We start from the raw sequence: 23,073 nt of genomic DNA, 5'->3' as shown, positions 1-23,073 counted from the left end.
TCTCTCAAAGTCCGGGATCGATCGTCTGCGCAGTGCCGGTTCTCGCAGCTTGCGTGACCGCGAGCCCCGCGGCGAGAGACCACAGGCCGTCTTCACCGCTCGCGGCCGGATGGCCGTTGCCGGCGATGGCGGCGTGGAATTTGGCAATGCCGGTTTCGTAGAGGTTCTTGTGGTCCAATTCGAGTTCGGTCTCGCCATCCGCGTTGCGCAAGGTAACGGTGCCGATCGGCTTCTGTGTCATGACGTTTCGCCCGACAAGCGAACCCTCGGTGCCATGAACTTCGAAGCCGGTCTCGGCATATTTCGTGGTGAAGCCATCATGAAACACGGCGATCACGCCCGACCTGAAACGCATGACGCCCATGACCGCATCTTCGAGCCCGGCCTTGGCAAGACCGCTTTTCTGAGCGAAGGCGGTGACCTCGACGGGATCGTCGCCGAGAACGTAACGAAGCGTGTCGGTGTCGTGAACCGTGATATCCAGAATAACGCCGCCTCCGGCCTCCGGACGATCAAGCCGCCAGCCCTGCAGATGCGGGGGAAGATAACCGGCATGAAAGACCTTGGCGGCCAGCGGCGTGCCGATCTTGCCAGCGGCAATCGCATTGCGCATCGCCGTATGGGTCGCGGCATTGCGAAGGTGATGATTGGTGGCGAAGACGACATTGGCGGCGCGGCACGCTTCGACCATGGTGCGCGCGTCGGCGAGACTCGTCGCCAGCGGCTTCTCGCACAGCACGTGCTTGCCGGCTTTCGCTGCGGCCAAAACCTGGTCCTTGTGCAACTCGTTGGTGGTTGAAATATAGACGGCGTCGACATCCGGATCGTTGACCAGCGCATCGAGAGCGGTCACCGAGCGGGGAATATTGTGATCCGCCGCATATTTTTTGCCGCGCTCTTCGTTCGTGCTCATCACAGCGACGATTTCGCCGCCACTGGCGCGGATCGCATCGATCACCCACTCATGCGCAATTGTGCTCGCGCCGATCAAACCCCAGCGTATCATGCCAGCTCCTCCAGTTGTTTTACAGGCGCACCGCAGCTCTGCCGCACGACGAGGCGCACGGATGTGACGATCGATTCGGGGATATTCTGTCCGGCATTGATCTGCTTCAGGACCAATTGCGCCGCCCGCTGCCCCATGCCCTGCGGATCGACCGAGATGGTCGTCAGCGCGGGCACGGCGGTCTTTGCCTCGATCACATCGTCAAAGCCGATGATGCCGAAGCCCTTTCCAGGCTCGATATTATTGGAGCGCAGCCCGTCGCACACGCCAAAGGCCACCGCATCATTGAGACAGAGAGCGGCCGTGGGGCGCTCGGCAAAGACCATCATGCGCTCCACCGCAGCGACACCGCCAGCGCGCGACGGCGCGGAGTGGATGACGAGTTCCTCCGCGAACGGAATATTCGCCTCCAGCAGGGCATCGACGTAGCCGCGAAGCCGCTCGCCGAAAACCGCCGTATCCACGAAGCCGCCCATGAACGCGATGCGGCTATGGCCAAGCGAAATCAAATGGCGGATAGCCGCCTTGGCGCCTGCATAATTGTCGGAAATCAGCCTCGATACTTTCGCGCCAGGCACATTGCGAACCACCACCACCACGGGAATGCCGCTATCGGCGAGCGGCTTGATATCTCCGACTTCGGTGCCGCGCGCCGGTGACAGGATCAGCCCAGCAATACCATTCTCGCGCATCGAAGAAATGACTTCGCGCTGGCGGTCGACACTCTCGCCGCTGTGAGCCAGGAACTGCACGTAACCTGCCGACTGAACCATCATGTCCATGCCGACGGCAAGCTCGGCGAAGAAGCTGTTGGTGAGGTCGTTGACGACAATGCCGATGATCTTCGATCTCGACTGGCGCAGATTGGCGGCGCCGCGATTATACACGTAGCCGAGATCGCCGATGATAGTATTCACCTTCTCCCTGGTCTTTTCATGGACCAGCGGGCTGCCCTGGAGAACCAGCGACACAGTGGATTTCGACACGCCGGCGGCGCGCGCAATATCCACGATACTGGTTCGGCTTTTGCTCAACGGAAATCCTCCACTGGGATCTATATAATTGGAACGTTCCAAATTCGTCAAGCCGTTTATTGCATTATCTTAAGGCAGATAGCCTCGGGATTCGCCCTTGTTTTTTGGATCGTTCCAATTTAATGTTGATGTATTCCTGTGGGGAGCGATGCGGATGACCCTGAAAATCAAATTGCCGGATGCAAGCGGCGCAATCACAGATTACGCGTTGACGGGCACCCCGATAGAAGCGCCGCCTGCCCCTCCGGCCTTCAACCGCATCGCCTATGCGGCCGCCCATGTCGTTTCCGATCCATTGCGCGACGCCCAGCCCTGGAGCGCACCCGCAATCGATTGGGATGCAACCATGGCATTCCGTCATCACCTGTGGTCGCTCGGGTTCAAGATCGCCGAGGCAATGGACACGGCGCAGCGCGGCATGGGTGTTGACTGGACTGCGGCGCGCGAACTCATTCGCCGTTCGCTGGCGGAATCGCGGTCAGTTGCGGGCGCGGACCTTGCCTGCGGCGCCGGAACCGACCAGCTGTCGCCGCAAATTGCGCGAACGCTTCAGGACGTGATCGACGCCTATGAAACGCAGATCGGCTTTGTCGAGGCGGAGGGCGGGCGGGCGGTGATGATGGCCAGCCGTGCCCTAACCCGCGTGGCGCGCTCGGCCGACGACTACCGCACGGTCTATAACCATATCCTGGGCCAGACGCGCGAGAAGGTCGTGCTGCACTGGCTGGGCGACATGTTCGACCCGCAACTCGCCGGATACTGGGGCTCGCATTCGTTCGAGGAGGCGCTGGAGACAGTTCTTGCAATCATTAGCGACAACAGGGGCAAGATCGAAGGGATCAAGATTTCGCTGCTCGACAATGCCAAGGAAATCGAATTGCGCAAGCGGCTGCCGGAGGGAGTGCTCTGCTTTACCGGCGACGATTTCAACTATGCCGAATTGATCGAAGGCGATGGCCAGAGATATAGCCACGCCCTTCTTGGTATATTCGATGCGGTGGCTCCGTCTGCCTCGAAAGCCTTGTCACTATTGGCCAAAGGCGAAGTTGAGGGGTTCCGCGCCGTCATCGAGCCGACGGTTCCGCTCTCCCGCAAGATATTCGAAGCGCCGACGCAGTATTACAAGGCAGGCGTGGTGTTCCTTGCGTGGCTGAACGGCCACCAAAGCCACTTCACCATGCCGGCCGGCATGCAATCGGCACGCGGCATAGTCCACTATGCGGATATTTTCCGGCTGGCAGACCAGGCGAATGTTCTGGACAGACCCGAACTTGCCGTGAACCGGATGAAGGGCCTGCTGCAGGTCTACGGTATCTGACAAATGAAAAAGGGCGGCGCCGAAGCGCCACCCCTCCCCTCGCCAACAAGTGGACCTTACTTGTTCCAGCTCTTGACCAGCTCATCATAGTTGATGGTCTGGGGCTTTTCCTTTTCGTTCTCGACCTTCAACTGCGGAGCGAGATTGCCGTTTTTCACAGCATCGGCATTCCAGTAAGCCAGATCATGTTCCTCAGCCAGTTTCGGACCGATGTCGCCCTGAACGCCTGAACGCTCCAGACGGCCAAGAACTTTCTCCTGCTCGGAGCAGAGCGAATCCATGGCTTCCTGGGCGGACTTTGCACCTGAGGACGCATCGCCGATGGCCTGCCACCAGAGCTGGGCCAGCTTCGGATAATCCGGAACGTTGGTACCCGTCGGCGACCATTGCAGGCGAGCCGGCGAGCGGTAGAACTCGATCAGACCGCCAAGCTTAGGCGCACGGTCCGTGAACGACTTGTGATCGAGCGTCGACTGGCGGATGAACGTGAGACCAACATGGCTCTTCTTCACGTCGATGGTCTTTGACGTAACGAACTGTGCATAGAGCCAGGCAGCCTTGGCGCGATCGTCCGGGGTGGATTTGAGCAATGTCCAGGATCCGGCGTCCTGATAGCCGAGCTTCATGCCATCCTTCCAGTAGACACCGTGCGGCGACGGGGCGAAACGCCACTTTGGCGTGCCATCCTCATTGACCACAGGCAAGCCCGGCTTGACGAAGTCGGCGGTGAAGGCGGTGTAGGTGAACATCTGCTGGGCGACCTCACCCTGCGACGGCACCGGACCCGACTCGGAGAAGGTCATGCCTTGAGCTGCGGCCGGAGCGTAGGCCTTCATCCAGTCCAGATATTTCTGGATCGAATAGACCGCAGCCGGGCCGTTGGTGTCGCCACCGCGCGCCACGCAGGAACCAACGGGGCGAGAATTCTCGTCCACCTTGATGCCCCATTCGTCGACCGGCTTGCCGTTCGGGATGCCCTTGTCGCCGTTGCCGGCCATGGAAAGCCAGGCGTCCGTGAAGCGCCAGCCGAGTGACGGGTCCTTCTTGCCATAGTCCATGTGACCATAGACCTTCTTGCCGTCCACTTCGCGGCCGGTGAAGAATTCGGCAATATCCTCATAGGCCGACCAGTTGACCGGCACGCCAAGGTCGTAGCCATACTTCGCCTTGAAGTCTGCCTTGTTCTTCTCGTCGTTGAACCAGTCGTAACGGAACCAGTAGAGGTTCGCGAACTGCTGGTCGGGCAATTGATAAAGCTTGCCGTCCGGCGCAGTGGTGAACGACTTGCCGATGAAGTCGTCGATGTCGAGTTCAGGATTGGTGACGTCCTTGCCTTCGTTCGCCATCCAGTCGGTCAGGCTGCGGGCCTGCTGGTAGCGCCAGTGGGTACCGATCAGATCGCTGTCGTTGATATAGGCATCATAGACGTTTTCGCCCGACTGCATCTGTGTCTGCAGTTTTTCAACGACGTCGCCTTCACCGATCAGATCGTGCGTGATCTTGATGCCGGTAATATCGGTGAACGCCTTGGCAAGGGTCTTCGACTCGTACTCATGCGTGGTGATGGTCTCCGAGACCACCTTGATGTCCATGCCGGCAAAGGGCTTTGCCGCATCGACGAACCACTGCATTTCCTTTTCCTGACCGGCACGATCAAGGGTCGACATGTCGCCGATTTCCTTGTCGAGGAAGGCCTTTGCCTCGTCCATGCCGGCAAAGGCGCTGCCTGCGCCAAACAGCAGCGCGAGGGCTGTAGTTGTTGTCAATAATCGCGTTCGCATATGTAGTCCTCCCAGAGTTGCGATTGCATCGTCAATTGCCCGGCGGGTGCCGGGCATATTGTTTCTAGACAAAGCGGAATACGCCGATTGCGTAGACCACAGAGAGAGCCAGAGCCCACCAGAGGTTTGGACCGATCAGTCCGAGCCAGGCGAGGTGAATGAATGCGCTGCCGAGCAGCGACACGAACAGGCGGTCGCCACGGGTCGTCTCAAAGCGCAGAATGCCGACGCGCGGATTGCCGCCTGGAGATGCATATTCCCAGACGGCCATAAGCGACATCAGAAAGAAAATCGTCAAGAAAAACAGAGCGGTCGGGAAGGTCCAGGCCATCCAGCCGCCTTTGACCAGCGGCGCAAACCAGTCCCGCGCACCATCCTTGAGCGGGATGGCTCCCACAAGCAGCCCGATCATGATTGCGAAAGCGGCGACGACTGCCGCCAGCACCAGTGGCCAACGCCTTGTCGTTTCCATTATACCCTCCCCAGGGCGAAGCCCTTGGCGATGTAGTTGCGGACGAAATAGATCACTATTGCGCCAGGAATGATGGTCAGTACCCCGGCAGCGGCAAGAACGCCCCAATCCATGCCCGAAGCCGAGACCGTGCGGGTCATGATGGCGGCGATCGGCTTTGCCGCGGTGGTCGTCAGGGTGCGGGCGATCAGCAATTCCACCCATGAGAACATGAAGCAGAAGAAGGCAGCAACGCCGATGCCGCTGGCGATGAGCGGTACGAATATCTTCACGAAGAAACGCGGGAAGGAGTAGCCGTCGATATAGGCGGTTTCATCGATTTCTTTCGGAACTCCCGACATGAAGCCTTCGAGAATCCACACGGCCAGCGGGACGTTGAACAGGCAGTGCGCGAGCGCCACGGCAATGTGGGTGTCGATCAGGCCGAACGCCGAATAAAGCTGGAAGAAAGGCAACGCAAACACCGCGGGCGGCGCCATGCGATTGGTCAGCAGCCAAAAGAACAAATGCTTGTCGCCGAGGAAGCGGTAACGTGAGAAGGCATAGGCGGCAGGTAAGGCGACCAGCACCGAGATTACCGTATTCATCACCACATATATGATGGAGTTTATATAGCCCTTGTACCAGGACGGATCGGTGAAAATCACCGCGTAATTTTGCAAGGTCGGGTTCTGCGGCCATAGGGAGAAGGCGCCGAGGATTTCCTGATTGGTCTTGAAGCTCATGTTGATGAGCCAGTAGATCGGCAGCATCAGGAAGATGATATAGACGGTCGGGATCAGCCACCAGAATTTGGATTCGTCGCCGCGCTTGCGCATCTTGCGGGCAAGCGCCTTGTCGATCCGGTGCTGCTCGGCTTCCGGACGTCCGCTTGTGCGTGCAAGTGTGTCTTGTTGCACCGACATTTCAGCGCTCCGCATCGTAATTGGTCATGACAGTATAGAAGACCCATGACAGCAAGAGGATGATCAGGAAGTAGATGATGGACATGGCCGCTGCCGGACCAAGGTCGAACTGGCCGACCGCCACCTTGACGAGGTCGATCGACAGGAACGTCGTCGAGTTGCCGGGGCCACCGCCCGTAACCACGAACGGCTCCGTATAGATCATGAATGAGTCCATGAAGCGCAGCAAAACGGCGATCAGCAGCACACGGTTCATCTTTGGCAGCTGGATGTAGCGGAAAACCGCCCAGCGCGACGCACCATCAATCTTGGCTGCCTGGTAGAAGGCATCAGGTATCGAAACGAGACCAGCGTAGCAGAGGAGAACGACGAGGCTCGTCCAGTGCCAGACATCCATGATGATGACGGTGAACCAGGCATGCATCGGGTTCTGCACATAATTATAGTTGATGCCGAGATTGGCGAGCGTGCGTCCGAGCAGCCCGATATCGACGCGTCCAAACACCTGCCAGATGGTACCCACGACATTCCACGGAATGAGCAAGGGCAATGCCATGAGGACGAGGCAGACCGGAACGCCCCAGCCCTTGCGGGGCATGTTGAGCGCAATGATGATGCCAAGCGGAACCTCTATGGCAAGTATGATGAACGAGAAGACGAGATTGCGCCCGAGCGACGCATGGAAGCGTTCGGAGTGGAGGACTTCTTCAAACCATTCTGTTCCTGCCCAGAAGAACTGGTTGTTGCCGAAAGTGTCCTGCACCGAGTAATTCACCACCGTCATCAGCGGTATGACGGCCGAGAATGCGACGAGCAGCAGGACCGGCAGGACCATGAACCAGGCTTTGTTGTTCCAGGTCTTTTCCATGGCTACTGCCCTCCCACGCGCCAGCTATCGGCATAGATGTTGATGCCCTTCGGGTCGAAGGCGACGTGCGGTTCGGCCGGGATATCCCCGCCCTCCTCGACGATGATCGCTATGTCCTGGTTTTCGAGTTTGGTCCGGACGATCTTGTGCCGGCCGATATCCTCGACCTTGGCAATCTTTACCGGCATCCCCGTGCGCCCAAGACGCACATATTCAGGACGGATACCAAGTTCAATTACCTTCGCGTTGGCGGGCATCACTGGCGAAGGCAGCTGTATCTGATGACTGCCGATCTGCGCCATGCCGCCGGAAAGCTTCACCGGCATGACGTTCATTCCGGGTGAACCGATGAAATATCCGACGAATGTATGCTTCGGGCGCTCGAAGAGTTCTTCCGGCGTCCCGATCTGCACGATCTCGCCGTCATACATGACGACCACTTTCTGGGCGAAGGTCAGCGCTTCGGTCTGGTCGTGCGTGACATAGACCATCGTATAGCCGAAACGCTGGTGCAACTGTTTCAACTGCGATCGCAGCACCCATTTCATGTGCGGGTCGATGACGGTCAAAGGCTCGTCGAAAAGGATGGCGTTGACATCGGAACGGACAAGGCCGCGGCCGAGCGAAATCTTCTGCTTCTGGTCCGCCGTGAGCCCGCGCGCCTTCTTGTCGGCCCAACTGGCCAGATCGATCATCTCGAGCGTCTCGCGCACCTTGCGATCTATTTCCGCTTGCGGAACGCCGCGGTTGCGTAAAGGGAAGGCAAGATTGTCATAGACCGTCATGGTGTCGTAAATGACCGGGAACTGAAACACCTGTGCGATATTGCGTTCCTGCGTGGAGAGATTTGTCACGTCGACGCCGTCGAACAGCAATTGTCCGTGCGAGGGATGGATCAGCCCGGAGATGATGTTCAGAAGCGTGGTCTTGCCGCAGCCGGAGGGGCCGAGCAGAGCATAGGCACCGCCATCTTCCCAGCTGTGATGAACCTCCTTGAGCGCATAGTCCTTGTCCGACCTGGGATTTGAACCGTACGCGTGGCGGATATGGTTGAGATCGATGCGTGCCATGGTCCCCCCTATGCCGCCAGTTTCTGGCGGCGGCTGACGGAATTGCCGCTCGCGTCGAAAATCATCAGATCGCGCGGGTCGATGAAGATCTCGATCTCCTCGTCGGGCGAATAGATGTGAATGCCATGGGCCAGCATCGTCCAGCGCGCATCGGCGAAGGAGAGATGGACGAAGCTTTCCGAACCGGTGATTTCGGTGGCCGTGACCGTTGCCCTGAGGCCGATCTCGTCCGGGCCTTTTCGGCTCGTGTTCACATGATGGGGCTGGAAGCCGACCGTATAGGTACCGTCGGCGAACTCGGCCAGATGTGCCGGGACCGGCAGCGCGACGCCGCCTTCCAGCTGGAACGCCTTGCCGAACTTTGCCAGCGCGATTGTATTGAGCGGCGGGTCGGCGAAGGTTTGTGCGGTGATGAGATCGTCCGGTTTGCGGAAGACCTCGATGGTCGGGCCAAACTGGGTGATCCGGCCTTCGGACAACGTGGCTGTATTGCCGCCAAGCAGCAGCGCCTCATGCGGCTCGGTCGTGGCATAGACGAAGATCGTGCCGGATTCGGCGAATATCCTTGGCAGTTCCTGACGAAGCTCCTCGCGCAGCTTGTAATCGAGATTGGCCAGCGGCTCGTCGAGCAGAACCAGCTTGGCATTCTTGACGATGGCGCGGGCCAGCGCCGTGCGCTGCTGCTGGCCACCGGAAAGGCTGAGCGGCGTACGATCGAGGAATGGCGTGAGCTTGAGGATTTCGGCGGCCTTGCGCACTTCGCGATCGATCGTGGCCGCGTCGGCACCGGCAACGCGCATGGGCGAGGCAATATTCTCATAGACGGTGAATGCCGGATAGTTGATGAACTGCTGGTAGACCATGGCGACCGAGCGCTTCTGCACCGGCACGCCGGTCACGTCCTTGCCGTCGAACCACACCGAGCCGGAGGTCGGAACATCGAGGCCGGCCATGATGCGCATGAGGCTGGTCTTGCCGGACAGGGTCGGCCCGAGAAGGACATTGAGCGTGGCATGTTCCAAAGCCAGCGATATATCGCTGAGATGGGGCTTGCCACCCACCACCTTGGATACATTTCTCAGTTCCAGCATTCCAGCTCCTCCCAGAGACGGCGCAGACCCCGGTCCACGCCGCGCAATATACTCTATTCCGCCGCGATCTGACGCCTTCTGTCGATCGCATTTTTCATGAACCCGTCGAGCACAGCCGCTTCATCCGCGCTCAGATGCAGGCCCTTTTTGGTGCGGCGCCACAGGACATCCTGAGCCGTCAGCGCCCATTCGTGTTCGATCTGATAGCGTATCTCGGCCTCATAAAGGTCAGAGCCGAAATGCCGGCCGAGATCGGCGAGCGACGTGGCTGTGCCGAGCAGTACCCGCGCCTTCGTGCCGTAAAGCCGGAACAGGCGATGCGCATGGCGCACATCCAGAAACGGATAATCGGCCTGCAATTTGCGCAACTCATCGTCGAAACCGGCTGGCGCGAAGTCGCCGCCGGGCAGCGTTCCGGTTGCCGTCCACGGCTTGCCGCGCTTGCCGAGCCGGTCTTCGATCTTTTCAAGCATATGTTCGGACAGGCGCCTGAACGTCGTGATCTTGCCGCCGAAAATATTGAGCAAGGGCGCCTGGCCCTCGGGGGCGTCGGCCTTCAGGACGTAATCGCGCGTCGCTTCCTGCGCCTTCGAAGCACCATCATCATAGAGCGGACGTACCCCGGAATAGGTCCATACAACGTGCTCGCGATTGACCGGCTGGATAAAATATTCGCTGGCTGCGGCGCAGAGATAATCGATCTCCGCGTCGCTGATCCTCACCTCGGCCGGATCGCCGTGATAGTCCTGGTCGGTAGTGCCGATGAGCGTGAAATCCTGCTCGTAGGGGATAGCGAAAATGATGCGGCCGTCAGTGTTCTGGAAGAAATAGGCGCGCGGGTCGTCGAACTTCTTCTTGACGACGATGTGGCTGCCCTGAACGAGACGAACATTATGCGCGTTGTTGCTGCCGACGACGCCAGTCAAGACTTCATCGACCCAGGGCCCGGCCGCATTGACGAGGAGCCGCGAGCGAACTTGCTCCGTTGCACCCGTCAGCCCGTCCAGCAGCGTCAGCGTCCAGTGATCCGCGTCGCGGCGAGCGCTGACGACCTTGGTACGCGTGCGGATCACGGCGCCGCGGTCCGCGGCATCACGGGCGTTGAGCGTGACCAGCCGCGCATCGTTGACCCAGCAATCGGAATATTCGAACGCCTTGGTATAGAGCGATTTCAGCGGTTTGGCAGCCGGGTCGCGGGTCATGTCGAGCGTGCTGGTTGGCGGAAGCTTCCTGCGCCCGCCGATGTGATCGTAGAGGAAAAGGCCCAGCCGCAGGAGCCAGGCGGGGCGCAATCCCGCGTGATGCGGCAGGACGAAACGCAGCGGCCAGATAATATGCGGAGCACTTGCCCAAAGCACTTCGCGCTCCATGAGCGATTCGCGCACCAGCCGGAATTCGTAATATTCGAGATAGCGCAGGCCGCCATGGATGAGCTTGGTCGAGCCGGAGGATGTGCCACTTGCAAGATCGTTCATTTCCGCAAGGAAAACAGAATAACCACGACCAACCGCATCACGGGCAATGCCGCATCCATTGATGCCGCCGCCAATGACGAAAATGTCGTAGATCATGTCTGCCGGACTGGCCAAGCTCTAGACTCCCTATTTCGCAGCGCACCATCTCTTCGCAAATGCGAAAGACATATGGAAGCGTTGCGAAAGCGATACGAAACTAAAAGGAACTATAACGCGCATGGTCACGCTGCACAAGTCCGTTGTTAAACCGACGTTTCGATGAGCCTGACATCCGCATCGGCGCAAATCTGCCGGACCGCTTCGCTATCGCAGCGATCGGTGATGAAAGTGTGAACCTGCGACAGATGGCCGATACGGACTGGCGCCGTGCGTTCGAATTTGGTCGAGTCGGAGACGAGGATGACATGACGTGCATTAGCCATGATCGCCTGCGCCACCTTGACCTCGCGAAAATCGAAATCGAGTAGCGCGCCGTCGCTGTCGATTGCGGACGTGCCGATCACCGCGAAGTCAACCTTGAACTGCCGGATGAAATCGACGGCCGCCTCGCCGACGATACCGCCGTCAGAACCGCGAACGACGCCGCCGGCGATAACTACCTCAATGTCGGGGTATATACGTAACCTATTGGCAACATTTATGTTATTGGTAATTATCATCAGACCCTTGCGGTCGAGAAGCGCTTGGCCGACAGCTTCTGTCGTGGTGCCAATATTGACGAAGAGTGAAGCATTGTCTGGGATGAGGCTGGCCGCTGCGCGCCCGATCGCCTCCTTCTCACCCGCCGCTATCAGCCGCCGCGCCTCATATTCCAGATTTTGCACGCCCGAGGGAAAGAGGGCGCCGCCGTGTATGCGGTTGAGCAAGCGCTGGTCGCATAGATCGTTGAGGTCCTTGCGGATGGTTTGCGGTGTCACATTGAAATGAACGGCAAGATCGTCCACGAGAACGCGACCATGCTCCTTGGCCATTTCCAGAATTTCGGCATGTCTGGGCGCTAGGAACATGCGTGAGCCTTCATTTTCGTTTTTCGATTGCATATACGAAAACGAAAATGCGCCTGTGTCAATCTTCGCCCAAACGAAAACGGTTCGTTCAGCTACGCCGTCGCGCCCTCGATAATGTCGAAGCCCGTATCGATGATCGTTTTTCCGGCGGGCCGCTCGCGACTTTCCAGAAGTTTTTCGGCTGCTGTCTTGCCGATAAGAAAGCGCTTGGAGAGGATCGTGGACAGTGGCATGGGCATTGCCTGGCCGATATCGAGACCATTGAATCCGAATATACCAAGCTTTTCCTTGACGGCTATTCCCGCATGCATGCAGTGAAAAATGCCGCCCATCGCCATATCGTCATTTGGAAACACGACCACGTCGAGACCGGGGGTCGCTGCAAGGAGTATTTGCAGGGCTTCGCGCCCTGCCTTGGTTGAACTGGCGCCGGGATAACAATGCTCGGCAATCAGGGACAGCCCGCCCTCCTTCAGCGCCAAGCAAAGACCCTCATAGCGGGCACTGGCTCGATCGTCTGTCGATATGTTGTGCCTGGCGTAACCGAAGCGGCGGTACCCCCGCTTGATGAGATGTTTGCCGGTTTCATAGCCAGCCTGCCGATGCGACATGCCAACGGCAATGTCTACCGGTTCGCCATCGATATCCATCAACTCGGCGACGCGGAAGCGGCCATGCTCCAGATGGCGGCGTGCGGTCGGAGTGTGGTGCAGCCCGGCAAGGATAACCGCCGCCGGCTGCCACGCGAGAAAAGAGACGAGAATTCGCTCTTCGACCAAGGGATCATAGTCGGTGACGCCGATGACGGGCTGGAAAGCGGTTTCGGTCAGCGCCGTGTGGATGCCGCGCAAGACGTCGGGGAAAACGATATTGGACAGGGACGGCAAGAGTACGCTCATCAATGTCGATTCAGCGGAAGCGAGACTTCCCGCGGCACGGTTCGGGATATAGCCGAGTTCGGCAATTGCGCTCAACACGCGCAAACGTGTCGCCTCCGCGATCGGCCCCTGGGCGCGGACAACACGGGATGCCGTAATCTCGCTCACACGGGCAAGCCGCGCAACGTCGGCCAGCGTCGGCATGTCAGGGCTTCTGTGAGCATTGCGTTTGCGCGGCATGGGCACCGATTCAGTGCGTGTGACAAGATTTATGACAGCGCTACCATAAAACGCTTGATGAATGCTAGTCAGTGTGCATAACTTTGCGCCACTCATATACCAGTTCTACGAGCCCGGGAGGGGCTTGCAGGGAGGAATTCTTCTTATGCATGTTTTGGTTATCGGCGCAGCCGGGATGGTTGGCCGCAAATTGCTCGACAGGATTGCGGCTGAACCGGGCTCTCTCGGTGGCGACATCGACAGGTTTACCCTCGTCGACGTGATCGAACCTGTCGCACCGGCTGTCTTCGCCAGCAAATCCGCAACCAAGGCAGCGGACCTGTCCGACCCAGGCGTTGCCGAGGCGCTGATCGCAAGCCGGCCGGACATGATCTTTCACCTCGCGGCGATCGTTTCGGGAGAAGCGGAAGCGGATTTCGAAAAGGGCTACAACGTAAATCTCGACGGGACGCGTTCCCTGTTCGAGGCGATCCGGCTGGAAAGCAAAAATGCTCCCTACAGGCCCCGCGTGGTTTTTGCCTCATCGATTGCAGTCTTCGGAACGCCTTTCCCGGACAAGATCGGAGATGAATTCTTCACGACGCCCCTGACCAGCTACGGTACGCAGAAGGCCATTTCGGAACTGCTCCTGTCCGACTACAGCCGCCGTGGTTTCTTCGACGGGATAGGTATCCGCCTGCCGACGATCTGCATTCGTCCAGGCAAGCCCAACAAGGCGGCTTCAGGGTTCTTTTCCAACATTCTGCGGGAACCGCTCGTGGGTCAGGAAGCGGTACTTCCCGTGGACGAAAATGTGCGGCACTGGTTTGCCAGCCCCCGCGCTGCCGTTGGGTTTTTCCTCCATGCCGCAACGCTGGATCTCGAAAAGGTCGGTGCAAGGCGCAACCTTTCCATGCCCGGGCTCTCGGCTTTGGTCGGCGAAGAAATCGCCGCGCTGCGCCGGGTGGCCGGGGAGAAAGCCGTCAAGCTCATACGCCGCGAGCCGGACGCCACGATCCAGAAGATCGTTGCCGGCTGGGCAACCGACTTCGACACCACGCGCGCCACGAAGCTTGGCTTCAAGGCAGAGACCGCCTTCGATGACATCATCAAGGCGCATATTGACGACGAATTGGGCGGGAAGATTCCGGGATGACGAAAGAGAATTCAGGCAAGGGCAAGATCGCCCTTGTAACCGGCGGTGGCACAGGTGTTGGCAAAGCGATAAGCACTGCATTGCTTGAGGCGGGATATACGGTGGTGATCTCCGGCCGGCGCAAGGATGTGCTCGACGATGCGGCGACGTCCCTGGCTTCCGGAACCGGTGGCACGGTCAAATCCATAACGGCCGATGTAAGCGACCCGAACTCCGTTGCTGCACTCTTCGAAGCCATCAAATCGGATTTCGGCCGGCTCGATCTTCTGGTCAACAATGCGGGCGTGAACGTTCCGAACATTCCGATGGAGGAACTGACCTTCGATCATTGGAATTCGATCGTCGGCGCCAATCTCACTGGCGTCTTCCTGTGTACGCAGCAAGCCATGAAAATGATGAAGGCCCAGACCCCGAGGGGCGGGCGCATCATCAACAACGGCTCGATTTCGGCACAGACACCTCGGCCGAACTCCGCACCATATACGGCCACGAAACACGCGGTTACCGGCTTGACGAAGTCGACGGCCCTCGACGGCCGGCCATTCGATATTGCCTGCGGCCAGATCGATATTGGCAATGCCACGACGGAAATGACGTCGAAAATGGCAACCGGGGTGCTGCAGGCCAATGGCGAACTGGCGAGCGAGCCAACAATTCCCGCGCATTATATTGGCGATGCCGTCGTTCATATGGCAAGCTTGCCGCTGGAGGCCAATGTGCTGACGATGACGATCATGGCAACCAAAATGCCGCTGGTCGGGCGCGGCTAAAGGATACTCGACAGCGATTTTTTCAGAGAACGTTGTCTTATGAAATTTTTGGAGGAGAAGGCATGGCATCGGTTGAATTCGCCAACGTACGAAAGTCATTCGGGACACACCCGGTCATCAAGGGTGTCGACATCGAGATCGCCGACGGCGAATTCGTAATTCTTGTGGGGCCTTCCGGCTGTGGCAAGTCCACTTTGCTGCGCATGCTGGCGGGGCTTGAGAACATCTCCGCAGGCGAGATCAAGATCGGCGGCAAGGTGGTCAACAATCTCGCGCCGAAAGAGCGCGATATCGCCATGGTTTTCCAGAATTACGCTCTCTATCCGCACATGACGGTCGCCGACAATATGGCGTTTTCGCTGAAGTTGAAGGGCGCTCCGAAGTCCGAAATCGACAAGCGGGTGAAGCCAGCAGCGGAAATCCTCGGGCTTTCTCCCTTGCTGGACCGTTTTCCGCGCCAGCTTTCCGGCGGTCAGCGCCAGCGCGTTGCCATGGGCCGGGCCATCGTGCGCGACCCGCAGGTCTTCCTGTTCGACGAGCCGTTGTCCAATCTCGACGCCAAGCTGCGTGTCGCCATGCGCGCTGAGATCAAGGAGCTGCACCAGCGGCTGAAGACTACAACCGTCTACGTTACGCATGACCAGATCGAAGCCATGACCATGGCCGACAAGATCGTGGTGATGCATGACGGGCTGGTCGAGCAGATCGGCGCGCCGCTCGAGCTTTATGACCAGCCATCCAATCTCTTCGTGGCAAGCTTCATCGGCTCACCGGCGATGAACATGATCAAAGGCAAGCTCGATCCGAATGACGGGCTGAAGTTCACCACCGAAAAAGGTGTCGTTCTGCCGGTTGCCAAGGCGCCGGAAAGCGCCAAGGGCCGTACACTGATCTATGGGCTGCGCCCCGAACACATGACCATTGCGGACGGGGGAATTCCCGCCGAGGTGGTGGTCATAGAGCCGACGGGTTCGGAAACCCAGATGATCATGCGGGTCGGCGGCGATCTCGTCACCGGCGTTTTCCACCAGCGCATCAGTGCAAGGCCCGGCGAGATCGTTGGCCTATCGATCCACGCGGAGGCGACATATCTGTTCGACGCAGAGACGGGCAAGCGGCTCGCCTAGACCCGGCAAACAGTATCTGCACGTCGGGGGCAGATGCTGGATAGAATTTCCCGCAAACAGGCCCGGGATGCGGGAGCATCTTGCCAAGGCCTTTCCAGTTTATCCGGTCGTTAAATGGAGGAGCATCAATGACCATCAACAGAAGACACCTACTCGGCGCATCTGCCGGGCTCGTAGCAGCAGCCGGAATGGGCCGGTTCGGGCTTACGCCTGCCTTCGCGCAGTCGGCGCCCGCCTATAAGCCGGAGGAAGGTGCCACACTTCGCCTCTTGCGCTGGGTTCCGTTCGTACCGGCCGAAGAGGCCGCGTGGCTGGCCAATACGAAGAAGTTCACCGACGCGACGGGCGTTCAGGTGCGCATCGACAAGGAAAGCTGGGAAGACGTTCGTCCGAAGGCTGCCGTTGCGGCCAATGTCGGCTCCGGGCCGGACATGGTCATGAGCTGGTTCGACGATCCGCAGCAATATCCTGACAAGCTGGTCGATGTGACCGAGCTTGGCGACTACCTTGGCGGAGCACATGGCGGCTGGTATCCGGGCCTCGAGGGTTACGCCAAGCGCGACGGCAAGTTCATCGCCCTGCCGCTTTGCGCCATCGGCAACGCGGTTGTCTATCGCGACAGCCACATGAAGGCAGCAGGCTTCAGCGAGTTCCCGAAGGATACGGCCGGTTTCCTCGAGCTTTGCAAGGCCATGCAGGCCAAGGGCACGCCCGCAGGCTTCCCGCACGGCAAGGCGGTGGGCGACGGCAACAATTATGCGCATTGGCTGCTCTGGAGCCATGGCGGCAAGATGGTCGACGAGAGCGGCAAGGTCGTGATCAACAGTCCTGAGACGCTGGCTTCGGTCAAATATGCGCAGGAATTGTACAAGACGTTCATTCCGGGCACGGAGAGCTGGCAGGACGTCAACAACAACCGTGCCTTCCTTGCCGGCCAGGTTTCGCTGACAGCCAATGGTGTTTCGGTCTACTACGCCGCCAAGAAGGATCCTGGCATGGCGGCGATCGCCGAAGACATGCGCTCGACCAATCTGCCGATCGGTCCTGTCGGACAATCGGTCGAACTGCACCAGACGTCGACGATCTCGATCTTCAAGCACACCAAGTATCCTGAGGCCGCCAAGGCCTATCTGCAATTCATGTACCAGGCTGAAAACATGAATGCATGGATCGAGGGTGCCAGCGCCTATTGCTGCCAGCCGCTGAAAGCTTTCGCCAACAATCCGGTCTGGACGTCCAACCCGATCCACGCCGCCTATGCGAAGGCATCCGGAACCCTGCGCCCGAACGGCTATGCCGGCCCGCTTGGGGCAGCTTCGGCTGGAACCATGGCGGACTATGTTCTGGTGGACATGTACGCCACGGCCGTAACGGGCCAGATGAGCGCCGAAGAAGCGATTGCCCAGGCTGAAAAGCGCGCAAATCGTTATTACAGGGTCTAGAAACGAGGTTCGGCCTTCGCTGCCTTCGGGCGGCGAGGGCCGATGATCCAACGCTAATTGGGCAACCGGAGATATCCGATGACAATGACGACAACTGCGAAACAGCCTTCGGCCTTCGGCGACATCGCCCGGAGCAATACGACTGTCGGGCTGTTCTTCATGCTGCCGGCGGCCGTCTTTCTCCTGTGCTTCCTGACTTATCCGCTCGGCCTCGGTGTCTGGCTCGGCTTTACCGATACGACGATCGGCAGGGACGGCATTTTCATCGGCCTTGAGAACTATCAGGCGCTCGCCAGGGATTCCGTCTTCTGGATGGCGGTTTACAATACGATTTTCTACACGCTCATCGCCTCGATCCTGAAATTCGGGCTCGGCCTGTGGCTGGCATTGATCCTCAACGAGCATCTGCCGTTCAAATCCTTCTTCCGCGCAATCATCCTTCTGCCATGGGTTGTCCCGACCGTGCTGTCGGCACTCGCATTCTGGTGGATCTACGATGCGCAGTTTTCAATCATTTCCTGGTCGCTGATGGAGCTTGGCTGGATCGACAGGCCGATCAATTTCCTGGGCGACCCGAACAATGCGCGCGCGTCCGTTATCGCAGCCAATGTCTGGCGCGGCATACCTTTCGTCGCTATTTCGCTGCTCGCCGGACTCCAGACCATCCCGCAATCACTGCATGAGGCAGCTTCGCTCGACGGAGCAACCGGCTGGCAGCGGTTCCGGTTCATCACGCTGCCCATGCTGACGCCGATCATCGCCGTGGTGATGACATTCTCGGTGTTGTTTACATTTACCGATTTCCAGCTGATCTATGTGCTGACCAAGGGCGGCCCGGTCAACGCCACCCACCTGATGGCGACCCTGTCATTCCAGCGCGGCATCCCGGGCGGCCAGCTTGGCGAAGGTGCGGCGATCGCGGTCGCCATGATCCCATTCCTGCTTGCATCGATCCTGTTCTCGTTTTTCGGCCTGCAGCGCCGGAAATGGCAACAAGGCGGACAGGATTGAGGGGAAGGAAACGAACATGAGCATTACCGAACAGACCAATCCGCATGTACTGACCGACGACGCGCAGGGCATGAGTTATCTCAACCGGCTGCCGCGGCGCATCGTCGTTTTGTACCTGCCGCTTGCGGTATTCGTCTTCGTGCTGCTGTTCCCGTTCTACTGGATGGCGATCACCGCGGTGAAGCCAAACTCGCAGCTCACCGACTACAGCAATTTCAGCCCGTTCTGGGTGGTTCAGCCGACGCTCGACCACATCAAGTATCTTCTGTTCGAGACGTCCTATCCGGGCTGGCTATGGAACACACTGGTCGTTGCGGTTTGCGCGACGGCATTGTCCCTTGTGGCATCGGTCCTCGCCGCCTACGCCATCGAACGGGTGCGGTTCTCCGGGTCCCGCCCCGTCGGACTGTTGATCTTCCTCGCCTATCTCGTACCGCCCTCCATCCTTTTCATCCCGCTGGCGGTGATCGTCTTCAAGTTCGGTATCTATGACACCAAACTGGCGCTGATCTTCACCTACCCGACCTTCCTCATTCCCTTCTGCACATGGCTGCTGATGGGCTATTTCCGCTCGATCCCGTTCGAGCTTGAGGAAAGCGCGCTGGTGGACGGCGCATCGCGGTGGCAGATTCTCGTGAAGGTCATATTGCCGCTGGCGGTACCCGGACTGATCTCGGCAGGTATTTTTGCCTTCACTTTGTCCTGGAATGAGTTCATCTATGCGCTCACCTTCATCCAGTCTTCGGAGAACAAGACTGTTCCGGTCGGCGTCCTGACGGAACTGGTGCGAGGCGATGTTTTCGAGTGGGGCTCGTTGATGGCAGGTGCACTTTTCGGTTCACTGCCGGTGGTTATTCTCTACTCTTTCTTTGTCGACTACTACGTTTCTTCCATGACCGGCGCGGTCAAGGAATGATGGATACCCAGGAGTTCCTCTAAAATGACAAACAGCAATTCCCCGAAAAAGCTTCGCTCGCAGGAATGGTTCGACAATCCTGACAATCCGGGGATGACGGCGCTCTATCTGGAGCGCTATCTCAACTATGGCCTGACGCGTGGCGAGCTCCAGTCGGGCAAGCCGATCATCGGCATCGCGCAGACTGGCTCGGACCTGTCGCCCTGCAACCGCCATCACATAGAACTGGCAAAGCGCGTACGCGATGGCATCATCGCGGCCGGTGGCATTCCGTTCGAGTTTCCGGTGCATCCCATCCAGGAAACCGGGAAGCGTCCGGGTGCGGCGCTCGACCGCAATCTCGCCTATCTCGGACTTGTTGAAGTCTTGTTCGGCTATCCGCTGGACGGCGTCGTGCTGACCATTGGTTGCGACAAGACCACGCCCGCCATGCTGATGGGCGCCGCCACGGTCAATATACCGGCGATCGCGCTTTCCGTCGGTCCGATGCTCAATGGCTGGCACCGCGGCGAACGCACCGGCTCCGGCACCATCGTCTGGAAGTCGCGCGAGAAATTGACATCCGGCGAAATAAACTACGACGAGTTCATGGACATCGTCGCTTCGTCGGCTCCTTCGGTTGGCTATTGCAACACGATGGGCACGGCGACCACCATGAATTCGCTGGCCGAGGCCCTTGGCATGGAATTGCCGGGCGGCGCGGCTATCCCGGCCCCTTACCGCGAACGCGGGCAGATTGCCTATGATACCGGCAAGCGAATCGTCGATATGGTTCGCGAGGATCTGAAGCCATCTGATATCATGACGCGCGCCGCTTTCGAGAATGCCATCGTCATCAATTCGGCCATCGGCGGTTCCACCAATGCACCCATCCATCTGAACGCCATCGCCCGCCACCTCGACATTCCTCTGGATAATGATGACTGGCAGGCGATCGGCCATGACGTGCCGCTGCTGGTCAATCTCCAGCCGGCCGGTGAATATCTCGGCGAGGACTACCATCGTGCTGGCGGCGTACCCGCTGTTGTCGCCGAACTCATGAAGGCACGGAAGCTGCCGCATCCGGGCGCATTGACCGTAAATGGCAAGAGCATCGGCACCAACTGCGAAAATGCAGAAAATCTCAACACCGAGGTCATCAAGACCTATGATGCTCCATTGAAGAAAAAGGCCGGTTTCATCAACCTGAAGGGCAACCTCTTCGACAGCGCCATCATGAAAACCAGCGTCATCTCGGAAGAGTTCCGCGAACGATATCTTTCCAATCCGGATGATCCCGAAGCATTCGAGGGAATAGCCGAGGTTTTCGACGGACCGGAAGATTATCATCACAGGATCGACGATCCAAAGCTTGAACTCAACGAGAACAGCATTCTGATCATGCGCGGCACCGGCCCCGTGGGCTATCCGGGAGCGGCGGAAGTCGTCAACATGCAGCCTCCGGCCTACCTCTTGAAGAAGGGTGTCCATGCACTGCCTTGCCTCGGCGACGGTCGTCAATCGGGAACGTCCGGCTCACCCTCCATACTCAACGCCTCGCCGGAAGCGGCCGTCAATGGAGGTCTGGCACTCGTGCGATCTGGCGATCACTTGCGCATCGATCTCAACAAGGGCACGGCCAATATCCTCATTGACGATGAGGAATTGCAAAAGCGCAAGAACGACCTGATCGCGGCAGGCGGATACAAGTATCCCGCAAGCCAGACGCCGTGGCAGGAAATCCAGCGCGGCATGGTCGGTCAGCTCGACGAGGGCATGGTTCTGAAGCCAGCCGTGAAGTATCAGCGCGTCGCCCAGACCAAGGGCCTGCCCCGCGACAACCACTAGGCGGGAGACCTGGAGAAGATGGCTAATTCGATAAGGCGCTATGAGGGGCGGCACGCGGTTATCACCGGTGGCGCCTCCGGTATCGGGTTGAAGACTGCGCAGAGAATCGTGTCGGAGGGTGGCACGGTTTCCCTTTGGGATGTCGATGCCGACAAGATCGAAGCGGCACGGGCGACACTCGGAGCAGCGTCGTCGCATGGCATAGGGCTCGATGTCTCGGATCCGGAGCAGGTTGAAAAGGCAGCGCAGGAGACTGCGGAGAAGTATGGGAAGATCGACGTCCTGGTGTGTTCGGCCGGCATCACCGGCCCGAACGCCAAGGTTGCCGATTATCCGGTCGACCAGTGGAAGCGCGTCTTCGACATCAATATCCACGGGCTCTTCTTCTGCAACCGTTTCGTGGTGCCGGTCATGCAGCAGAACGGCTACGGCCGTATCGTAAATGTCGCGTCGATCGCGGGCAAGGAAGGCAACCCCAATGCATCTGCCTATAGCGCATCGAAGGCGGCGGTCATTGGCCTGACGAAATCTCTCGGCAAGGAGCTCGTGAGCGACGGTATCACCGTTAATGCGATTACGCCTGCCACGGTGGATACGCCCATCCTGCAACAGCTCAAGCCTGAATTCATCGACTATATGCTGTCGAAAATTCCCATGCAGCGCTTCGGCAAGGTCGAAGAGCTGGCATCGTTGATCACCTGGATCGCCAGCGAGGAATGCTCGTTCACCACGGGTGCCGTCTTCGACATTTCCGGTGGCCGCGCCACCTATTAGTCTCTCCAACCAAGAAAAGGTTATCCCATGAAACTCTTGCGCTATGGTCCTGTTGGTCAGGAAAAGCCCGGCCTTGTCGACAAGGATGGCAAGGTGCGCGATCTCTCTGCACATGTCAGCGACATCGCAGGCGCTGCGATTTCTCCCGACGGACTGAAGAAGCTCGCAGCCATCGATCCGCAATCATTGCCGGTCGTCGAGGTCGAGCGATATGGCCCCTGCGTGGCCGGAACGGGCAAGTTCATCTGCATTGGCCTCAATTATTCCGACCATGCCGCTGAAACAGGGGCAACGGTGCCGCCGGAGCCGATCATCTTCATGAAGGCGACGTCCGCGATCGTTGGGCCTAACGACGATGTCGAGATTCCGCGCGGCTCGCTCAAGACGGACTGGGAAGTCGAACTCGGCGTCGTCATCGGCAAACATGCTAAATATGTCAGCGAGGATGAAGCTCTCGACCATGTTGCCGGTTACTGCCTGATCAATGACGTATCGGAGCGGGCGTTCCAGGCAGAACGCCAGGGTCAGTGGACCAAGGGCAAGAGCGCCGATACATTCGGCCCCACGGGCCCCTGGCTGGTCACGAAGGACGAGGTCGCTGACCCGCAGAACCTGAAAATGTGGCTCGAGGTCAACGGTCACCGCTATCAGAACGGCTCGTCCGCAACGATGGTCTACGGCGTCAAATACCTTGTGTCCTACCTGTCCCAGTTCATGAGCCTGCATCCCGGCGATATCATCTCGACAGGGACACCTCCGGGCGTCGGACTTGGTCAGAAGCCCAATGTGTTTCTCAAGGAAGGCGATGTCATCACGCTCGGTATCGAGGGACTTGGCGAGCAAAGACAGCATGTTGTGCAGGGGTAAATTGACGGTAGCAGTTCATGCCGACTATCTCTCCCCTTTGTGGCAGAGAAAATGATTTC

21 protein-coding genes are annotated in these 23,073 nt (G+C 58.8%); 10 read left to right on the top strand and 11 right to left on the bottom strand.

What is annotated here, in order from left to right; genetic code table 11:
- Window positions 1-4: 4 nt before the first annotated feature.
- Both CU100_RS02555 and CU100_RS02550 read right to left on the bottom strand, forming a co-directional pair.
- Window positions 5-1,006: a Gfo/Idh/MocA family protein gene (locus tag CU100_RS02555; RefSeq protein ID WP_106714974.1), complete on the bottom strand. Its 1,002-nt coding sequence runs from the start codon at window positions 1,004-1,006 to the stop codon at window positions 5-7.
- Window positions 1,003-2,040 carry a LacI family DNA-binding transcriptional regulator gene (locus CU100_RS02550; protein WP_106714973.1) on the bottom strand — a complete coding sequence of 346 codons (1,038 nt, stop codon included), beginning with the start codon at window positions 2,038-2,040 and terminating at the stop codon, window positions 1,003-1,005. The genes CU100_RS02555 and CU100_RS02550 overlap by 4 nt, the downstream gene beginning before the upstream one ends.
- A gap of 154 nt (window positions 2,041-2,194) precedes the next feature.
- Here CU100_RS02550 and CU100_RS02545 point away from each other — a divergent pair, with 154 nt between their 5' ends.
- A complete protein-coding gene (locus CU100_RS02545; RefSeq protein WP_106714972.1) occupies window positions 2,195-3,358 on the top strand; it encodes a dihydrodipicolinate synthase family protein in 1,164 nt (387 codons plus the stop codon).
- A gap of 56 nt (window positions 3,359-3,414) precedes the next feature.
- On the opposite strand, the gene CU100_RS02540 is transcribed toward CU100_RS02545, so the two are convergent.
- From CU100_RS02540 to CU100_RS02500, 9 genes are all read right to left on the bottom strand, one after another.
- Window positions 3,415-5,139, bottom strand: a complete 1,725-nt coding sequence (locus tag CU100_RS02540; RefSeq protein ID WP_106714971.1) for an ABC transporter substrate-binding protein — start codon at window positions 5,137-5,139, stop codon at window positions 3,415-3,417.
- 64 nt (window positions 5,140-5,203) lie between these two features.
- Complete coding sequence (locus CU100_RS02535) at window positions 5,204-5,611, bottom strand: DUF2160 domain-containing protein (protein WP_106714970.1); 408 nt, start codon at window positions 5,609-5,611, stop codon at window positions 5,204-5,206.
- On the bottom strand, window positions 5,611-6,429 hold the full coding sequence (locus CU100_RS02530) for a carbohydrate ABC transporter permease (RefSeq protein WP_106715951.1): 819 nt from the start codon (window positions 6,427-6,429) through the stop codon (window positions 5,611-5,613). The genes CU100_RS02535 and CU100_RS02530 overlap by 1 nt, the downstream gene beginning before the upstream one ends.
- A gap of 88 nt (window positions 6,430-6,517) precedes the next feature.
- Window positions 6,518-7,384: a carbohydrate ABC transporter permease gene (locus tag CU100_RS02525; RefSeq protein WP_106714969.1), complete on the bottom strand. Its 867-nt coding sequence runs from the start codon at window positions 7,382-7,384 to the stop codon at window positions 6,518-6,520.
- A 2-nt stretch (window positions 7,385-7,386) separates the two neighbouring features.
- Window positions 7,387-8,454, bottom strand: a complete 1,068-nt coding sequence (locus tag CU100_RS02520; protein WP_106714968.1) for an ABC transporter ATP-binding protein — start codon at window positions 8,452-8,454, stop codon at window positions 7,387-7,389.
- A gap of 8 nt (window positions 8,455-8,462) precedes the next feature.
- Window positions 8,463-9,545, bottom strand: a complete 1,083-nt coding sequence (locus CU100_RS02515) for an ABC transporter ATP-binding protein (protein WP_106714967.1) — start codon at window positions 9,543-9,545, stop codon at window positions 8,463-8,465.
- A gap of 53 nt (window positions 9,546-9,598) precedes the next feature.
- Complete coding sequence (locus CU100_RS02510) at window positions 9,599-11,116, bottom strand: glycerol-3-phosphate dehydrogenase (RefSeq protein WP_106714966.1); 1,518 nt, start codon at window positions 11,114-11,116, stop codon at window positions 9,599-9,601.
- Window positions 11,117-11,262: 146 nt separating this feature from the next.
- On the bottom strand, window positions 11,263-12,027 hold the full coding sequence (locus CU100_RS02505; protein ID WP_106715950.1) for a DeoR/GlpR family DNA-binding transcription regulator: 765 nt from the start codon (window positions 12,025-12,027) through the stop codon (window positions 11,263-11,265).
- A 92-nt stretch (window positions 12,028-12,119) separates the two neighbouring features.
- Window positions 12,120-13,109, bottom strand: a complete 990-nt coding sequence (locus tag CU100_RS02500; protein WP_245418902.1) for a LacI family DNA-binding transcriptional regulator — start codon at window positions 13,107-13,109, stop codon at window positions 12,120-12,122.
- Window positions 13,110-13,290: 181 nt separating this feature from the next.
- Here CU100_RS02500 and denD point away from each other — a divergent pair, with 181 nt between their 5' ends.
- The 9 genes from denD to CU100_RS02455 all read left to right on the top strand — a co-directional run bounded on the left by denD (window position 13,291) and on the right by CU100_RS02455 (window position 23,014).
- Complete coding sequence (gene denD, locus CU100_RS02495; protein ID WP_106714964.1) at window positions 13,291-14,280, top strand: D-erythronate dehydrogenase; 990 nt, start codon at window positions 13,291-13,293, stop codon at window positions 14,278-14,280.
- Entirely contained in the window at window positions 14,277-15,050 is a 774-nt protein-coding gene (locus CU100_RS02490; RefSeq protein WP_106714963.1) for an SDR family oxidoreductase, read from the top strand. Before denD ends, CU100_RS02490 begins: the two co-directional genes overlap by 4 nt.
- 62 nt (window positions 15,051-15,112) lie before the next feature.
- Complete coding sequence (locus CU100_RS02485) at window positions 15,113-16,177, top strand: ABC transporter ATP-binding protein (RefSeq protein ID WP_106714962.1); 1,065 nt, start codon at window positions 15,113-15,115, stop codon at window positions 16,175-16,177.
- A gap of 128 nt (window positions 16,178-16,305) precedes the next feature.
- The gene (locus CU100_RS02480; RefSeq protein ID WP_106714961.1) at window positions 16,306-17,619 is read left to right on the top strand and encodes an ABC transporter substrate-binding protein; all 1,314 of its coding nucleotides are present in this window, start codon (window positions 16,306-16,308) and stop codon (window positions 17,617-17,619) included.
- A gap of 159 nt (window positions 17,620-17,778) precedes the next feature.
- The gene (locus tag CU100_RS02475; RefSeq protein ID WP_407070306.1) at window positions 17,779-18,630 is read left to right on the top strand and encodes a carbohydrate ABC transporter permease; all 852 of its coding nucleotides are present in this window, start codon (window positions 17,779-17,781) and stop codon (window positions 18,628-18,630) included.
- Window positions 18,631-18,646: 16 nt separating this feature from the next.
- Window positions 18,647-19,546, top strand: coding sequence for a carbohydrate ABC transporter permease (locus tag CU100_RS02470; protein WP_106714959.1), 900 nt, complete (start codon window positions 18,647-18,649; stop codon window positions 19,544-19,546).
- Between the two features lie 24 nt (window positions 19,547-19,570).
- Window positions 19,571-21,373: an IlvD/Edd family dehydratase gene (locus CU100_RS02465; RefSeq protein ID WP_106714958.1), complete on the top strand. Its 1,803-nt coding sequence runs from the start codon at window positions 19,571-19,573 to the stop codon at window positions 21,371-21,373.
- A gap of 18 nt (window positions 21,374-21,391) precedes the next feature.
- Window positions 21,392-22,147: an SDR family NAD(P)-dependent oxidoreductase gene (locus CU100_RS02460; RefSeq protein WP_106714957.1), complete on the top strand. Its 756-nt coding sequence runs from the start codon at window positions 21,392-21,394 to the stop codon at window positions 22,145-22,147.
- Between the two features lie 27 nt (window positions 22,148-22,174).
- Window positions 22,175-23,014 carry a fumarylacetoacetate hydrolase family protein gene (locus CU100_RS02455; protein WP_106714956.1) on the top strand — a complete coding sequence of 280 codons (840 nt, stop codon included), beginning with the start codon at window positions 22,175-22,177 and terminating at the stop codon, window positions 23,012-23,014.
- Window positions 23,015-23,073: the final 59 nt, after the last annotated feature.

The organism is Phyllobacterium endophyticum (assembly GCF_003010935.1).
Classification (GTDB): Bacteria; Pseudomonadota; Alphaproteobacteria; order Rhizobiales; family Rhizobiaceae; genus Phyllobacterium; species Phyllobacterium endophyticum.
The sequence above is the reverse complement of the archived record's forward strand: the minus strand, read 5'-3'. Positions and strand labels throughout refer to the sequence as shown.

What these genes read in the sequence shown, in the direction of transcription:
- CU100_RS02535 (WP_106714970.1), bottom strand. Translation starts at nt 5,611, where the DNA reads ATGGAAACGACAAGGCGTTGGCCACTGGTGCTGGCGGCAGTCGTCGCC.
- CU100_RS02515 (WP_106714967.1), bottom strand. Translation starts at nt 9,545, where the DNA reads ATGCTGGAACTGAGAAATGTATCCAAGGTGGTGGGTGGCAAGCCCCAT.
- CU100_RS02465 (WP_106714958.1), top strand. Translation starts at nt 19,571, where the DNA reads ATGACAAACAGCAATTCCCCGAAAAAGCTTCGCTCGCAGGAATGGTTC.
- CU100_RS02545 (WP_106714972.1), top strand. Translation starts at nt 2,195, where the DNA reads ATGACCCTGAAAATCAAATTGCCGGATGCAAGCGGCGCAATCACAGAT.
- CU100_RS02485 (WP_106714962.1), top strand. Translation starts at nt 15,113, where the DNA reads ATGGCATCGGTTGAATTCGCCAACGTACGAAAGTCATTCGGGACACAC.
- CU100_RS02490 (WP_106714963.1), top strand. Translation starts at nt 14,277, where the DNA reads ATGACGAAAGAGAATTCAGGCAAGGGCAAGATCGCCCTTGTAACCGGC.
- CU100_RS02505 (WP_106715950.1), bottom strand. Translation starts at nt 12,027, where the DNA reads ATGTTCCTAGCGCCCAGACATGCCGAAATTCTGGAAATGGCCAAGGAG.
- CU100_RS02455 (WP_106714956.1), top strand. Translation starts at nt 22,175, where the DNA reads ATGAAACTCTTGCGCTATGGTCCTGTTGGTCAGGAAAAGCCCGGCCTT.
- CU100_RS02520 (WP_106714968.1), bottom strand. Translation starts at nt 8,454, where the DNA reads ATGGCACGCATCGATCTCAACCATATCCGCCACGCGTACGGTTCAAAT.
- CU100_RS02555 (WP_106714974.1), bottom strand. Translation starts at nt 1,006, where the DNA reads ATGATACGCTGGGGTTTGATCGGCGCGAGCACAATTGCGCATGAGTGG.
- CU100_RS02530 (WP_106715951.1), bottom strand. Translation starts at nt 6,429, where the DNA reads ATGCGCAAGCGCGGCGACGAATCCAAATTCTGGTGGCTGATCCCGACC.
- CU100_RS02475 (WP_407070306.1), top strand. Translation starts at nt 17,779, where the DNA reads ATGCTGCCGGCGGCCGTCTTTCTCCTGTGCTTCCTGACTTATCCGCTC.
- CU100_RS02500 (WP_245418902.1), bottom strand. Translation starts at nt 13,109, where the DNA reads ATGCCGACGCTGGCCGACGTTGCGCGGCTTGCCCGTGTGAGCGAGATT.
- CU100_RS02460 (WP_106714957.1), top strand. Translation starts at nt 21,392, where the DNA reads ATGGCTAATTCGATAAGGCGCTATGAGGGGCGGCACGCGGTTATCACC.
- CU100_RS02470 (WP_106714959.1), top strand. Translation starts at nt 18,647, where the DNA reads ATGAGCATTACCGAACAGACCAATCCGCATGTACTGACCGACGACGCG.
- CU100_RS02525 (WP_106714969.1), bottom strand. Translation starts at nt 7,384, where the DNA reads ATGGAAAAGACCTGGAACAACAAAGCCTGGTTCATGGTCCTGCCGGTC.
- CU100_RS02540 (WP_106714971.1), bottom strand. Translation starts at nt 5,139, where the DNA reads ATGCGAACGCGATTATTGACAACAACTACAGCCCTCGCGCTGCTGTTT.
- CU100_RS02480 (WP_106714961.1), top strand. Translation starts at nt 16,306, where the DNA reads ATGACCATCAACAGAAGACACCTACTCGGCGCATCTGCCGGGCTCGTA.
- denD (WP_106714964.1), top strand. Translation starts at nt 13,291, where the DNA reads ATGCATGTTTTGGTTATCGGCGCAGCCGGGATGGTTGGCCGCAAATTG.
- CU100_RS02510 (WP_106714966.1), bottom strand. Translation starts at nt 11,116, where the DNA reads ATGATCTACGACATTTTCGTCATTGGCGGCGGCATCAATGGATGCGGC.